Annotated in this window: 13 protein-coding genes; 6 read left to right on the plus strand and 7 right to left on the minus strand. The window is 69.8% G+C overall.

The annotated features are described in order from the left end of the window. Positions 1–41: 41 nt before the first annotated feature. The 4 genes from ACZ6O0_RS04230 to ACZ6O0_RS04245 all read right to left on the minus strand — a co-directional run bounded on the left by ACZ6O0_RS04230 (position 42) and on the right by ACZ6O0_RS04245 (position 4,130). The gene (locus ACZ6O0_RS04230; protein WP_465763354.1) at positions 42–866 is read right to left on the minus strand and encodes an NADPH-dependent oxidoreductase; all 825 of its coding nucleotides are present in this window, start codon (positions 864–866) and stop codon (positions 42–44) included. Between the two features lie 10 nt (positions 867–876). Further along, positions 877–1,893, minus strand: coding sequence for an aldo/keto reductase (locus ACZ6O0_RS04235; protein ID WP_465763355.1), 1,017 nt, complete (start codon positions 1,891–1,893; stop codon positions 877–879). Next, positions 1,868–2,881, minus strand: coding sequence for a TRM11 family SAM-dependent methyltransferase (locus ACZ6O0_RS04240; RefSeq protein ID WP_465763356.1), 1,014 nt, complete (start codon positions 2,879–2,881; stop codon positions 1,868–1,870). Before ACZ6O0_RS04240 ends, ACZ6O0_RS04235 begins: the two co-directional genes overlap by 26 nt. A gap of 262 nt (positions 2,882–3,143) precedes the next feature. Beyond that, positions 3,144–4,130, minus strand: a complete 987-nt coding sequence (locus ACZ6O0_RS04245) for a methyltransferase (protein ID WP_465763357.1) — start codon at positions 4,128–4,130, stop codon at positions 3,144–3,146. 147 nt (positions 4,131–4,277) lie between these two features. Between ACZ6O0_RS04245 and ACZ6O0_RS04250 the strand changes: the two genes are divergently transcribed. After that, positions 4,278–4,586 (plus strand): muconolactone Delta-isomerase family protein, encoded by a 309-nt coding sequence (locus tag ACZ6O0_RS04250; RefSeq protein WP_465763358.1) that lies wholly within the window; start codon positions 4,278–4,280, stop codon positions 4,584–4,586. 4 nt (positions 4,587–4,590) lie between these two features. Continuing rightward, positions 4,591–5,460 (plus strand): hypothetical protein, encoded by an 870-nt coding sequence (locus tag ACZ6O0_RS04255; protein ID WP_465763359.1) that lies wholly within the window; start codon positions 4,591–4,593, stop codon positions 5,458–5,460. Between the two features lie 4 nt (positions 5,461–5,464). On the opposite strand, the gene ACZ6O0_RS04260 is transcribed toward ACZ6O0_RS04255, so the two are convergent. Further along, positions 5,465–6,193: an SDR family oxidoreductase gene (locus ACZ6O0_RS04260; RefSeq protein WP_465763360.1), complete on the minus strand. Its 729-nt coding sequence runs from the start codon at positions 6,191–6,193 to the stop codon at positions 5,465–5,467. A gap of 184 nt (positions 6,194–6,377) precedes the next feature. Between ACZ6O0_RS04260 and ACZ6O0_RS04265 the strand changes: the two genes are divergently transcribed. Then, complete coding sequence (locus ACZ6O0_RS04265; RefSeq protein ID WP_465763361.1) at positions 6,378–7,037, plus strand: VOC family protein; 660 nt, start codon at positions 6,378–6,380, stop codon at positions 7,035–7,037. A 10-nt stretch (positions 7,038–7,047) separates the two neighbouring features. On the opposite strand, the gene ACZ6O0_RS04270 is transcribed toward ACZ6O0_RS04265, so the two are convergent. Both ACZ6O0_RS04270 and ACZ6O0_RS04275 read right to left on the minus strand, forming a co-directional pair. Then, entirely contained in the window at positions 7,048–7,479 is a 432-nt protein-coding gene (locus ACZ6O0_RS04270) for a VOC family protein (RefSeq protein WP_465763362.1), read from the minus strand. A gap of 12 nt (positions 7,480–7,491) precedes the next feature. Then, positions 7,492–8,760 carry a hypothetical protein gene (locus tag ACZ6O0_RS04275; RefSeq protein WP_465763363.1) on the minus strand — a complete coding sequence of 423 codons (1,269 nt, stop codon included), beginning with the start codon at positions 8,758–8,760 and terminating at the stop codon, positions 7,492–7,494. 66 nt (positions 8,761–8,826) lie between these two features. Between ACZ6O0_RS04275 and ACZ6O0_RS04280 the strand changes: the two genes are divergently transcribed. The 3 genes from ACZ6O0_RS04280 to ACZ6O0_RS04290 all read left to right on the plus strand — a co-directional run bounded on the left by ACZ6O0_RS04280 (position 8,827) and on the right by ACZ6O0_RS04290 (position 13,471). Beyond that, a complete protein-coding gene (locus tag ACZ6O0_RS04280) occupies positions 8,827–9,720 on the plus strand; it encodes a MurR/RpiR family transcriptional regulator (RefSeq protein ID WP_465763364.1) in 894 nt (297 codons plus the stop codon). A 77-nt stretch (positions 9,721–9,797) separates the two neighbouring features. Continuing rightward, complete coding sequence (locus ACZ6O0_RS04285; RefSeq protein ID WP_465763365.1) at positions 9,798–10,562, plus strand: SDR family NAD(P)-dependent oxidoreductase; 765 nt, start codon at positions 9,798–9,800, stop codon at positions 10,560–10,562. Beyond that, positions 10,559–13,471 carry an aminotransferase gene (locus ACZ6O0_RS04290; RefSeq protein WP_465763366.1) on the plus strand — a complete coding sequence of 971 codons (2,913 nt, stop codon included), beginning with the start codon at positions 10,559–10,561 and terminating at the stop codon, positions 13,469–13,471. The genes ACZ6O0_RS04285 and ACZ6O0_RS04290 overlap by 4 nt, the downstream gene beginning before the upstream one ends.

Below are 13,471 nucleotides of genomic sequence, written 5' to 3' on the forward strand. Positions count from 1 at the left end.
ACAGGTCGCGGTGCCTGGATCTGGTTGCTACTGGCAACCGTTCAGCGGAGCTGGAAGCCTTGCGTGTGCAGGGCGTCACGGAGGTGTTCGCGGCCGTTCAGGCCGGCGACGGTGCCGAAGCGACGGGCGACGCGCTTCGCCCAGCTGTCGGGCAGACCGGCAGCGGCGTAGAAGGTGTTGAGCAGTTCCTCATACGTCTCGACGTGAGCCGTCTGCGGCTCCAGCGCGTAGCGCTCGTGGTGCAGGACGGCCTGCTGCGGCAGGCGGGGCTTGACGGCGCTCGCGTCCACGCGGTCCGGGTAGCCGACCGTCAGGCCGAAGACCGGGAACACGTTCGGTGGCAGGTCGAGCTCGGCGGCGACGTCGAGCGGCCGGTTCCGGATGGCGCCGACGAAGACCGTCCCGAGCCCGAGCGACTCCGCGGCCAGCGACGCATTCTGGGCCGCGAGAGCCACGTCGACGAACGACAGTACGGCGGCCTCCACGAAGTCGGCGCCTTCAGCGGTCGCCGAGGCGAGCTCCGTGGTCACCTGACGCGCCCGCGCGAGGTCGGCCAGCCAGACCAGGAACAGCGGCGCGTCGACGATGAACTGCTGATCACCCGCGAGGTGCGCCAGCCGGGCACGACGGTCGTCGTCCCGAACCGCGACAACACTCCACAACTGCAGGTTTCCCGACGTCGGCGCCGACTGTGCGGCGGCGATCAGGGCCGAGAGCGTGGCGTCGGACACCGGCTCCGGGCGGTAGCTGCGCACGGATCGATGCGCCAACTGCTGCGCGAGTACGGCGGTCCACTCCGCCGGCGGATCGAGCGTCGGCTCGGATCCGTACCGCAGCCGATAGGACGCTTCCGGGGATACGGTCACGAGATCTCCTTCACGCACGCTGTCCGGTGCCATGGATGCCGTACTGGTCGATGAGAGCCAATTCCGCCTCGGTCAGCGGCGGGAAGTCCAGAGCGGCCACGTTGTGATCCAGCTGACCGGTCGAGCTCGCCCCGATCAGCGCGGTGGTGATCTCGGGCTGACGCAGGACCCATTGCAGCGCCAACTGAGCCAGGGACTGACCGCGGTCCCGGGCGATCCCGTTCAGAGCGGTGGCACGCTCGCGGTACACGTCGTCGATCTGGGCCAGCGAGAGGAAGGCGCTGTTGGCGGCACGGGCGCCGGCCGGGATCGTGCCGTCGAGGTACTTGCCGGTCAGCAGCCCCTGCGCCAAGGGGCTGTAGGCAACGAGTCCGAACCCGTCCGCGGCCGCGAGCTTCAGCAGCCCGGTGTTCTCGGGTCCGCGGTCGAAGATCGAGTACCGTGGCTGGTGAACGAGCAGCGGTACGCCGGCCGCCCGCAGCAACTCGGCGACCTCGTGCGCCTGCTCGGTCGGGTAGTTCGACACCCCGACGTACAACGCCTTGCCCTGCTGGACCGCGCTCACCAGCGCGCCGACGGTCTCCTCCACCGGGGTCGAGGGATCCGGTCGGTGGTGGTAGAAGATGTCGACGTACTCCGTGCCGAGGTCACGCAGGCTGTGGTCCAGCGAGGACAGCAGGGACTTGCGCGAACCCCCTTTGAAATAAGGGCTCGGGCCGATCGGGTTGCCGGCCTTCGTGGTCACGATCAGTTCGTCGCGGTACGGCGCGAGGTCCGTCCGCAGCACCCGCCCGAACAGCTGCTCCGCGGCGCGATGCGGCGGCCCGTACCGGTTGGCGTTGTCGAAATGCGTGATCCCCAGGTCGAACGCGTGCAGCACGATCTCCCGCTGCGTCTCGAACGGATAGTCGGTCCCGAACTTCTGCCACAACCCCAGCGACAGCGCCGGCAGGTCGAGCCCGGATCGCCCGGCCCGCCGGTACTCGAGTCGCTCATACCTGTCACCGGCAGCTCGATAAGTCGTCACACCGTCGATTCTCGCCGATGTCTAGTGGCCCACTGGACAATGTCCGGCATGTGGCGACGACGATCCGGGGATGCCGCCCGGCGACCGCGACGTCGTACACGTCGAGCACCCGCCAGGCAGGATCCCCGGCCATCAGCGCCGCCTGCTCCTGGTTGAGGAGACCGGCCACCCGCCCGCCCGGCCGGAGGATCCGGCGCCAGGCGCGCAGGTACGGCGAGAAGTCCCCGATCCGCACCCGGACATCCCACGGCGGATTCGTCACGATCCGGTCCACCGCGTCACCCAGGTCTCGTGCATCGCCAAGCCGGGCGGACGCAAACCCGTTCGCCCGAGCAGCAGCCACCGCGGCCGGCGCCTCATCAACCCCTAGGTACCTCGCGCCCGGCTCTATAGCACGGGCTTCCAGCAGCACCGTTCCCGCGCCACAGAAGGGATCCACCACCACGTGACCCTCCGCGATCTCGGCCAGACGAGCCATCGCAGCGGCGACCGGTGGATGCAGACTGCCGGGCACCGTCCGCCGCCGCCAGTCCCGACGATGCAGCGGTACGTCGAACGGCCGGACACCGACCCACAGCAGCTTCCCGTCGAGCACGACCCGCCAGTCGACGCGCTCAACCGGCGGAACGGCCCCGGTGCGACGGGAGTGGTACCGACCACCGCAGACCTCTTGCACCACCCCACCGACCAGGTCCTCGACGTCGTACCTGGTGAAGTTCCGCCGGCCGTGGAACGACGCCGTCACGGCGAAGGCGGTGGCCGTCGACGAGCGCAACTGAGTACGCACGGCGGCCACAGCCGACACCAAGGACGCTTTGGTGTGGCCCGGGTCGGTGACCGCGCCCAGGACGACGAACAGATCGTCGGCCAGACGTGGCGGGCTGGTGATGATCGTCGCGGCGGTGGGCTCGACGACGAGTTGACGCTTGGACAGGTCGATCACCCGGTGGCTCGCGGCGGCCAGCTCCTGGGCCGCCAACTGCTCCAACCCCGTGACGGTTCGCACCAGCACGGTTGGCTGCGATCCGTTGCGAAGGGATTGAGTGATCGACTCCGCCGCACCAAGGTGCGCAGAGGGCATGGATGGTTCTCCCGGTCAGCGGTCGGGAGCGGCCGTTCGGTCCGCTCCCGCATCACTGGCCGCGGGCAAGAGCCTCGGGACTGGCCAGCGGGAGCTAGCCCAGTCGGAAGAAGAACATTTCCATGCCGGCGATGATGGCACGTCGCCGGCCGCGCAACCACCGAAATAGTCAGCCGGTGGTGGCCTCGAGGATGCAGAAGCGGGTGGCGGTGTCGATGACCTGGTTCAGGTGCAGGCCCGCGGCCTCGAACAGGGCGGCGTACTCGTCCTCCGTGCGTTCGCGGCCGCCGGGCATCACCAGCATGTTGAGGTCGGAGAACGCCGCCACGGCCTCGTGGCCCGGCCGGTCCAGGACCAGCTCGATCACCAGGACGACGCCGCCCGGGTTGAGCGCCTCGGCACACGTCCGCAGGATCTGCACGCACCGGTCGTCCGGCCAGTCGTGCAGGATCGACTTGACCAGGTACGCGTCCGCCGGCGGGACCGCCTCGAAGAAGCTGCCGGCCACGGCCGACCAGCGCGACGCCACCGCCTCGGACCGCGGCTCGGTCGCCACGACATGCGGCAGATCGAACACGACGCCCTGCACGTGCTCGTGCCGGTTCAGCACCGCGTCCAGCAGGATCCCCTGCCCGCCGCCGACGTCGACGACCTTGCTCACGCCGGAGAAGTCGTAGACCTCCGCGACCGACTTCGCCACATGCCAGCTGAGCGCGGTCATGTTCGCATTGAAGTTCGCGTTGTACTCCGGCCGCTTCTCGCGATACGTCCAGACATCCACCCCGTGCAGCGCCTCGAACGCGTTCTCGCCCGTGCGCACGCTGTGAGCGAGATGCCCCCACGCCGCCCAGAACGCCGGGTCCTGCCCCATCCGCGCCAACGGCCGCAGGGACCCCGGTACGTCGGAACGCAGCCGCTCACCCAGCGACGTGTTCGAGTACACCCCGTCCTGTACGGCGTACACCCCGATCGCCACCAAGGCCCGCAGCAACCGGCCCAGCGTCTCCTCGTCGGCCTTCACCGTCGCGGCCAGCTCGGGCAGCGTCCGCCCCTCCCCCGCCACCGCATCAGAGATCCCCAGCTCGGCCGCCACACTCAGCGCCGCAGAAGCCCGGAACCCCGTCACCAACGCCTGCAGTGCCTCCCCATCATCCATACGCCCGATGATGCGCCCACCGCCCCCGCACGAGTAGACCCTGGCCACTCCCGGTGCCCGAGCCCAGGGACTCCCACTGGTGCGACCGGCACCCGGAACCACCCATAGTGGCTACAAGCGGGATTCAGCCGACGGAAGAGAGACGCCATGCAATTCCTCGTCACCATGACGACCAACGTCCCCGACGGAGTCACCCCGGAGGCGGTCGACGAAGTCCGCGGCCGGGAGGCGGCCCGCGCTCGCGAGCTCGCGGCCGAAGGACATCTGCTCCGGCTCTGGCGCCCCCCGCTCGCGCCCGGCGAGTGGCGCACCCTCGGTCTGTTCGCCGCCGACGACGAGGCGGAGCTCGAGAAGGTGCTCGCCTCGATGCCGCTCCGGATCTGGCGGACCGACGAGGTGACGCCCCTCTCGCCACACCCGAACGATCCGGCGCTCGCCGACGAGCGAGGGGACTGAAGTCATGGTGCACATGCCCCCGCTCGACGGCGCGACCGGTTGGCTGAACTCCGCGCCGTTGCGAACCACCGAGCTGCGCGGGAACGTCGTACTGATCGACTTCGGCACGCTGACCTGCATCAACTGGCTGCGCACCCAGCCCTACGTCCGGGCCTGGTCGCGGGCGTACCGGGACGACGGCCTGATCGTCATCGGGATCCACACCCCGGAGTTCGCCTTCGAGCACGACATCGACCGGGTCGCCCGGGCCGTCAAGGAGCGCGGCATCGACTACCCGGTCGCCGTCGACAACGACTACGCGGTCTGGAGCGCCTTCGACAACCACTACTGGCCGGCGCTGTACTTCGTCGACACCGACGGCGTGATCCGCGATCACCACTTCGGCGAGGGCAGCTACGACCGGTCGGAGCGCCGGATCCAGGAGCTGCTCGGGGTCGATCGCGAGCTCGTGTCGGTGCAGCCCGCCGGCGCGGAGGCGGCGGCCGACTGGGCGCACCTGCGGACGCCCGAGACCTACCTCGGTGGTCAGCGGGGCGCGCCCAGCGGCTGGACGCTCGACGGCCAGTGGACGAGCACGCCCGAGTACGTCGAACTCGACCGGGCCGGTGGGACGATCACCTTCCCGTTCCACGCCCGGGACGCTCATCTCGTCATGTCACCGGGAACCCGCGGCCCCATCCCGTTCCGGATCCGGCTCGACGGCGCGGCCCCGGGTCCGGCCCACGGGCTCGACGTCGATGCCGACGGGAACGGCGTACTCGACGACGGACGCATGTTCCAGCTCGTGCGTACGCCGGACGAGATCCGTGACCGGACCCTGGAGATCACCTTCCTGGAGGCCGGCGCCCGGGGCTACGTGTTCACCTTCGGGTAGCGCGTCAGACCAGTTGCTGGCCGCCGTCGAGGTCCAGCGTGGCGCCGGTGAAGGCCGTGTTGCTCATCAGATGGATGGCCAGGTTGGCGATGTCCTCGGGGCCGACCACGCGGCCGATCGGGAGCGTCGTACGGAGCTGCTGGCGGCGTGCCTCCAGCTGGTCGCCCAGCAGCGTGGCCGACAGCGGTGTGTCGACGAACCCGGCCGCGATCAGGTTCACCCGGATCGGCGCGATCTCGACCGCGAGGTTCCGCACGATCGCCGGCCCCGCCGCCGTCAGGGCGCCGATCAGCGTGAGCCCCCGCCCGGTCCGCCGGCCGCCCGTGCCGCCCATGAAGGTCAGCGACCCGCCCGCGCGGACCCGGCCGATCGCGAGCCGGGCGATGTGCAGCGGCAGGAACAGGTGCGACTCGATGTCCCTGCGCGCCTCGTCGAAGTCGAACGCCTCCAGCGGGGCGTAGTACGGACCGGGCCCGGTGACCAGGATGTGGTCGATCGGCGTGGGCAGGTCCCCGAAGAACTCCTGCAGCCGGTCGGTGTCGGTCGCGTCGAAGGCGGCCGTGTCGGCGCCGAGCTCCTTGCCGGCCAGCTGCAGACGCTCGACGTTCCGGGCCGTGATGATCACCGACGCGCCCTCCGCCCGGGCCCGGCGCGCCGTCTCGAGCCCGATTCCCTGGCTGCCACCGATCACCACGACCGTCTGCCCGGCCAACTCGGGTGTGCTCGCGCTCATGCCTGCCTCCTGGTCGATCGCGGGTGTCAGGGCGGTGTCACGACCCACAGTGCCGTCTCGACGGGCGCCGCGCACCAGTGAGAGTCCCTGGTGGACGAGATTGACCAGTGATGAGCACTGGTGTGATGCCGGGGCGGAGGCGCCATAGTCGGTGGTGACAGCATCACGACTCAGGAGGCAGCGAATGAGCACCAACGACGAGACCGGCGCCGCCAAGGTTCCGCTCAAGCTCGAGGCGGTCGTCATCCCGGTCACGGACGTCGACCGGTCGAAGGACTTCTACGCGGGCCTGGGCTGGCGGCTCGACGCGGACTTCGCGTTCGACAACGGCTTCCGGATCGTCCAGTTCACCCCGCCGGGCTCGCCCGCCTCGGTCCAGTTCGGTACGAACGTCACCGCGGCCACCCCGGGCTCGGCCCAAGGCCTGTACCTGGTCGTCTCCGACATCAAGATCGCGCGCGACGAGCTCGCCGCCCTCGGGACGGACGTCAGCGAGGTGTTCCACCCCGGAGCACCGGGCGCCCAGTTCCAGCCGGTCGACTCGGACAGTCGCGTCGGCGGGCCGGACGGCGACCACGCCAGCTACGGGTCGTTCGCCACCTTCACGGACCCCGACGGCAACGGCTGGTTGCTGCAGGAGATCACGACCCGCCTGCCGGGCCGGATCGACGCCGCGGAGACGACGTACGCCTCGGTGGAGGACCTGCAGCAGGCCCTGACCCGCGCCGCGACGGCCCATGGCGAGCACGAGGCGCGCAACGGCGGCGAGCGCGACGCGGAGTGGCCGGCCTGGTACGCCAAGTACATGGTCGCCGAGGCCGCGGGCGACGAGCTCCCGCAGTGAGCGGAGAGGGTCAGACCGCGAAGACCTGGGAGTCGTCGGCGAACGCCTTGAACTCCAGCGCGTTCCCGGCCGGGTCGAGCAGGAACATGGTCCACTGCTCACCGGTCTGACCCTCGAAGCGTACGTACGGCTCGATCACGAACTCGGCGCCGGCGGCACGCAACCGCTCCGCCAGCGCCTGGAACTCGGTCACGGTCAGGATCAGCCCGAAGTGCGGCACGGGTACGTCGTGACCGTCGACGGGGTTGTGGATCCGCCGGGTCCGCTCCGGGGCCACATGCGTCACGAACTGGTGGCCGCGGAGGTTCCAGTCGATCCAGGTCTCGGAGCTGCGGCCCTGCTCCAGGCCGAGGACCTCGCCGTAGAACCGCCGCGCGGCCGCCAGGTCGTCGACCGGCATGGCGAGGTGGAACCGCGGGATCGGCGAGTCGAGAACAGTCATGAGCGTCCTTCTTCAGGCAGGGGGTGGGTAGGGCGAATCGGGGAGACCCAGGTTGCGCCAGACGAAGCGCGGGATGCGGGCCAGGAAGCCGCGCAGGAACAGCGCACTGTGGGCGATGGCCGGCTGGCTGTGCACGCCGGGTGAGAACCACGCCCAGTCGTCGGTGAGCGCGAATCCCGCGGGCGGGTTGGCCATCAGGTACTCCATCTGCCGCGGGTGGATGACGTCGTACGCGAACTTGGTGTCCTGCGCCTGGACGGCGAACTGGTCGTTGAACGCCTGGCTCTCGAAGCTGATCCCCTTGCCGAAGCCGCGGCGCGCGACCCGCAGCCACGGCATCCGGACCGGCAGCTGGAACCCGAGGATCGGTTCGCTGTGGTTCTCGCCCACGGTCCGGCTCTGGCTGCGGCCCTCGCTGTCGGTGTAGGTCTCGGTCCGCGTCGTCTTCCAGTGGTGCGTGAACGCGACGAACGGCGGCCCGTCCCCGTCGCGGCCACGGACCACGTCGCTGGTGCGGTGGTCATGACCCGACCGGCTCACCGGGGTGAACTGCAGCAGGCTGTCGTCGACGCCGATCCAGTACCACTCCGGGTGGTGGTAGAAGGTCAGCCGCGGTGGCTGCTCGGGCTGGATCCACTGATCCAGCGGGGTGGCGTCGATCACCGCGGCGACGCCGCCGAGCTGCTCCAGCCAGGGACCGAGCAGCTCGACCTCCTTGCGCGGCGGGTCCAGCACGACCAATTGGTCGGCGTCGATGCTCAGGTTCAGACCAGGCTGTCCGGCGGCCATCGCGTTCAACCGCTCGCACAACTGCGGGGTCAGGACGGCGGCGGCGTACGCCGTGTCGAGCGCACCGATCTGCCACCCCGCACCGAGCTGCGCCGGAGCGGGTACGCCGGTCGCGAGGACGCCGTACCGCGGCTGCGTCTCACCGCCGGTGATCCACAGCTCCGGGAGCCGGCGGGACAGGCTGACCATCCCGACCCAGCCCGACCAGTGCTCGGACTTGTACTCGATCACCTGGAACGGGCGGCCGAGGCTGGTCAGCCCGGTGATCTGGTCGTCGGGCTGCCGGCGGAACCCGATCCCGAACGGCGGGTTGCCGAGCCGCGCCACCGCGTCGAACGCCGGGCTGTTCACGAACGTCCAGCCCCGGTCCCGCAGCGACCCGAGGTACCGCTGCCGCCGGACCAGCGCGACGATGCCCCAGACGATCCCCGCGACCCCCAGCAGGACGACGACCAGCACCATGATCGCGGCGCCGCCGAGAGAATCACTCACGGGTAAAACCCAACCACACCGCCAGGTTCAGCCCCGGACTCCGGGCCGCCTCGTACCATCCATGGCATGAACGAAGCTCGCAGTACGACCGGCGAGACGCAGGCCGAGGTGATCGCGGACCTGCGGTCCCGCATCCGGGAGCGCTGGGAGGGCTTCTCCCCGGCGGCGCGGTCCGTGTGCCGGTCGCTGGCCGAGCGATCGGCGGAGGAGCTCCTCTTCCTGTCCGCTGTCGAGCTCGGCGCCGAGGCCAAGACGAGCAACGCGACCGTCGTGCGGACGGTGCAGGCACTCGGATATTCCGGCCTGGCCGAGCTGAAGGCGAGGATCGCCGCACCCTTCACCCGCTCGACGCGGCCCGAGTTTCGTGCGCGCAAGCGGGTCGAGTCCAGCGGCGGCGACCTCGAGAACCTGTGGCAACGCGTACTCGCGGAGTCGATGGACCGGATCGAGCTCCTGCAGCCGACCTTCTCGCTCGATCGCTACCAGCAGGCCGTGCAGCTGCTGCTCGACGCGAACAACACGCTGACCTACGGCTTCGGCGCGTCGTTCGTCTCGGCGGACCATCTGACGCTGATCCTGCGGCGCGTCGGTCTGCGCTCGACGTGTCTGCAGGCCGGTGGTTTCCGCCTCGCGGACGACCTGCTCGGCATCGGATCCGGAGACGTGGTCGTCCTCTTCGCACCCGGTCGCCCGGTCGTCGAGGTCGAGACGCTGGTCGACCAGGCCCAGACGGTCGGCGCCTCGACCGTACTCATCACCGAGGATCCGGACAGCAAGCTCGCCGAGCGAGTCACGGTCACGCTGCACTCGCCGACGACGCCGACCGGCCTCACGGGCGAACCGCTGACCTCGATCATCGTCGCCGACGTGCTGGCCCAGGGCGTCGCCGCCGCGAACGTCGAGCAGTCGGTCGAAGCCTCCGAACGACTGACCGACCTGCGCAAGCGTCTCGGCTTCTGACACCGCCTTCATCCACGATTGATCACCAATTCCGGTTCTGCTAAATTGCTCACCAATCGCGAGGAAGGCGGCAGGGGGTGGGCGAGCTGGCGGGCAGAGCTGCGATCGTCACCGGCGTCGGCGGGCCCCGCGGCATCGGCTTCGCGGTCGCTCGGGCGTTGGCCGCTCGCGGCGCATCACTCGTCGTCTCGGCCACCGGCGACCGGGTCCGTCAACGGGCGGCCGAGCTCCCGCCCGGGACCGTCGCCATCCCCGGAGACCTGACGCACGCCGGGACTTCGGAGCTGCTCGCCGATGCGGCGCGCGCACAGTTCGGCCGACTCGACATCGCCGTGAACTGCGCCGGCATGACTTCGACAACTCGCCCTGAGCCCGAGGCAGGACGGGTCCAGGACATGCCGTTCGAGACCTGGCGAGCCGGGCTGGCACGCAATCTGGACTCGGCCTTCCTGTTCGCCCGGGCCGTCATGCCGGCACTCGAGGAGTCGGAGGCCGGGCGCCTGGTTCTGGTGGCCAGCCTGACCGGGCCCGTCATGGCGATGCGGGGCGAGGTCGCGTACGGCGCGGCGAAGGCCGGCGTCGTCGGACTCGTCCGGGGCCTCGCGCTCGACTCTGCTCCCTTCGGAGTCACCGTCAACGCTGTGGCGCCCGGATGGATCGCCACCGACTCGCAGACGCCGGCCGAACACGAGCAGGGCTTGCGAGCTCCGCTCGGCCGCAGCGGCACCGCGGACGAAGTAGCCAGTCTGATTGCCTATCTGTGCACCCCGTCGTCGTCCTACCTGACCGGCCAGTGCCTTGTCGTCGACGGCGGCAACTCGATCGCGGAGGAACGCGCATGACCCAGTCGTTCAACTTCTTCGAGCAGCCGGCCCTTCCGGTGCCGTCGATCTCCGTGGCCGAGGCGGAGGAGTTCGTGCGGACGACGTACGGGATCGACGGCACGGCGACCGAGCTCGGGAGTCAGCAGGACGCGAACTTCCTGATCTCCGGGAAGTACGTGCTGAAGGTGTCCAACCCGGCGTTCACGCGCGACGACCTCGCGGCGCAGGATCAGGCCGCGGCTCACGTCGCACGGCACGAACCGGATATCCAGGTGCCGACGGCGATCCCCGGGCTCGACGGTTCGACGGTGCAGCCCGTCGTACTCGCGGATCGGGCGACGCACGCTCGGCTGGTGACGTTCGTCCCGGGCGATGTGCTGAGTGCCGGTCGGTATCTCGCGCCATCGGTGATCGCGGCGTTGGGAGACCTGGCCGGTCGGACGTGCCGGGCACTGGCCGACTTCGAGGGCACGGTCCCGCCGCGGGCTTTGCAGTGGGATCTCCGGCATGCTTCGGAGGTCGTGGAGAGGCTGGCCGACTTCGTGACCGTTCCCGGTGGGGCCGAGGCTGCGCGGGCCGCGGCTCGCTCGGCCGGGACGGCGCTGGCGCCGTACGTCGACAGTCTGTCGCTGCAGGTCATCCATGGGGATCTGACCGACGACAACGTGATCGGTGCGGTAGGCAACGATGGGCGACCGGAACCGGTTGGCGTGATCGACTTCGGCGATCTGATGGAGAGCTGGGCGATCGCGGAGCTGGCGGTGACGTGCGCTTCGCTGCTGCATTACTCGGCCGATCCCGCGACGATGCTGCCGGCGATCCGGGCGTTCGACCGGATCAGGCCGATCTCCGAGGCCGAACTCGCTGCCCTCGGGCCGCTCGTCGTACTGCGGGCTGCGGCGCTGATGGTGAGTGGACAGCAGCAGACTCAGGTGGACGGTGACAACCGGTACGCGGCCGAGAACCTGGACCGGGAGTGGCGCATCTTCGAACGTGCGACGTCGCTTCCGCTCGAGGTGCTGACGGAACTGATCCGCTCGTCGGTGCGGCCTTCGCTGCAACCCTCGTCGGCGCACGGCGCACCTTTGCTCTGGGCAACTGATCGGCCCGTCGTGCCGGCGCGGCTGGATCTGTCGGTGACGAACCCCGATGTCGTTCCTGGTTCCACTGAGGCCATCGCGGCCGCGGAGGCGATCGCGCGGACCGCGTCCGTTGCCGGGTACGTGCCCTTCCTTCAACCGAGGCTGACGCGGACGCTGTTGAACTCCTACGATCCCCCGGCCTCCGTCGGCGTCGGTGTCGAGGTGTTCACCGCCGAACGGCTTGATGTCCGCGCACCCTGGGCGGGCGTCGTGCACCGGTACGACGACCGCCTGAAGCTCACGCACTCGGACGGCACGATCTTGTGGCTGACCAGCCCCTCCCTGGAAAGCACCGCCGGCTCGACGAGCACGGCCGGCTCGGCTGGTGCGGCTGTCTCGACCGTCTCGGCTGGTGAGTTGCTTGGCCGGCTCACGGGTGGGCTGCGGGTTCAGGTGAGCCGGCTCGACGACCAGCCTCCGTTCTTCGTTCCCCGATCGCTGGCTGACGCGTGGGCACAGGCCTGCTTGGATCCGACCGGCTTGATCGATCCCGACGCCGGACAGCACGCCGAGGACGACGCGCTGCTGTCCCGGCGGGACTCGTCGTTCGCCACGGTCCAGGAGCACTACTTCCAGGAGCCTCCGCAGATCGAGCGGGGCTGGCGCAACCACCTGTTCGATCTCGGCGGACGCTCGTACCTCGACATGGTCAACAACGTGTCGATCCTCGGCCACGGGCACCCACGGCTCGCCGCGGCGATCGAGCGGCAGTGGCGGTTGCTCAACACCAACTCGCGCTTCCACTACCGCGCCGTCGTCGAGTTCTCCGAGCGCCTGGCCGCCCTGCTGCCCGATCCCCTGACCACGGTGTTCCTCGTCAACAGCGGAACCGAGGCGGACGACCTCGCACTCCGGCTCGCGTGGGCGAACACCGGGAGGCGTGACATCGTCGCCGTCCGGGAGGCGTACCACGGATGGTCGGACGCGACCGACGCCATCTCGACCTCGGTCGCCGACAACCCCAACGCCCTCTCGACCCGGCCGCCGTGGGTGCACACGGTCGCGGCACCGAACACGTATCGCGGTCAGTACCGCGGAGCCGACGCGCACCGCTACGCCGAGGATGCCGTTGCCTACATCAACGACTTGGCCACTCCCCCGGCGGCTTTCCTCGCGGAACCGTTCTACGGCAACGCCGGCGGCATGGCTTTGCCCGACGGCTATCTCCGTGCGGTCTATGCGGCGGTACGGCGTACCGGTGGGCTCTGTATCGCAGACGAGGTGCAGGTCGGGTACGGCCGGCTCGGCGACTATTTCTGGGGCTTCGAGGAACAAGGCGTCGTCCCCGACATCGTCACGGTGGCGAAGGCGATGGGCAACGGTCACCCGCTCGGGGCGGTCATCACGACGGCCGAGATCGCCGAGGGCTATCGCAACCAGGGGTACTTCTTCTCGTCGGCCGGCGGGAGCCCGGTCAGCTGTGTCGCCGGTCTGACGGTGCTCGACGTACTGCGTGACGAACAGCTGCAGGAGAACGCGCGCGTCGTGGGCAAGCATCTGCGGGAGCGGTTGCTGGAGCTGGCCGACCGCCATCCGATCATCGGCGCGGTCCACGGGATGGGCTTGTACGTCGGGGTCGAACTCGTGCGCGATCGGGTCACGCTGGAGCCGGCTTCGCGGGAGACGGCCGCGATCTGCGAGCGGATGCGGGAGCTCGGCGTGATCATGCAGCCGACGTCCGACCGCCTGTGTGTACTGAAGATCAAGCCGCCGCTCGGCATCGGGATCGCCGATGCCGACTTCTTCGCGGACACCCTCGACCGCGTCCTGACCGAGGGCTGGTAG

This window comes from Kribbella sp. NPDC048837, assembly GCF_055586945.1.

What these genes read in the sequence shown, in the direction of transcription:
- ACZ6O0_RS04245 (WP_465763357.1), bottom strand. Translation starts at nt 4,130, where the DNA reads ATGGATGATGGGGAGGCACTGCAGGCGTTGGTGACGGGGTTCCGGGCT.
- ACZ6O0_RS04250 (WP_465763358.1), top strand. Translation starts at nt 4,278, where the DNA reads ATGCAATTCCTCGTCACCATGACGACCAACGTCCCCGACGGAGTCACC.
- ACZ6O0_RS04255 (WP_465763359.1), top strand. Translation starts at nt 4,591, where the DNA reads ATGGTGCACATGCCCCCGCTCGACGGCGCGACCGGTTGGCTGAACTCC.
- ACZ6O0_RS04260 (WP_465763360.1), bottom strand. Translation starts at nt 6,193, where the DNA reads ATGAGCGCGAGCACACCCGAGTTGGCCGGGCAGACGGTCGTGGTGATC.
- ACZ6O0_RS04265 (WP_465763361.1), top strand. Translation starts at nt 6,378, where the DNA reads ATGAGCACCAACGACGAGACCGGCGCCGCCAAGGTTCCGCTCAAGCTC.
- ACZ6O0_RS04270 (WP_465763362.1), bottom strand. Translation starts at nt 7,479, where the DNA reads ATGACTGTTCTCGACTCGCCGATCCCGCGGTTCCACCTCGCCATGCCG.
- ACZ6O0_RS04280 (WP_465763364.1), top strand. Translation starts at nt 8,827, where the DNA reads ATGAACGAAGCTCGCAGTACGACCGGCGAGACGCAGGCCGAGGTGATC.
- ACZ6O0_RS04290 (WP_465763366.1), top strand. Translation starts at nt 10,559, where the DNA reads ATGACCCAGTCGTTCAACTTCTTCGAGCAGCCGGCCCTTCCGGTGCCG.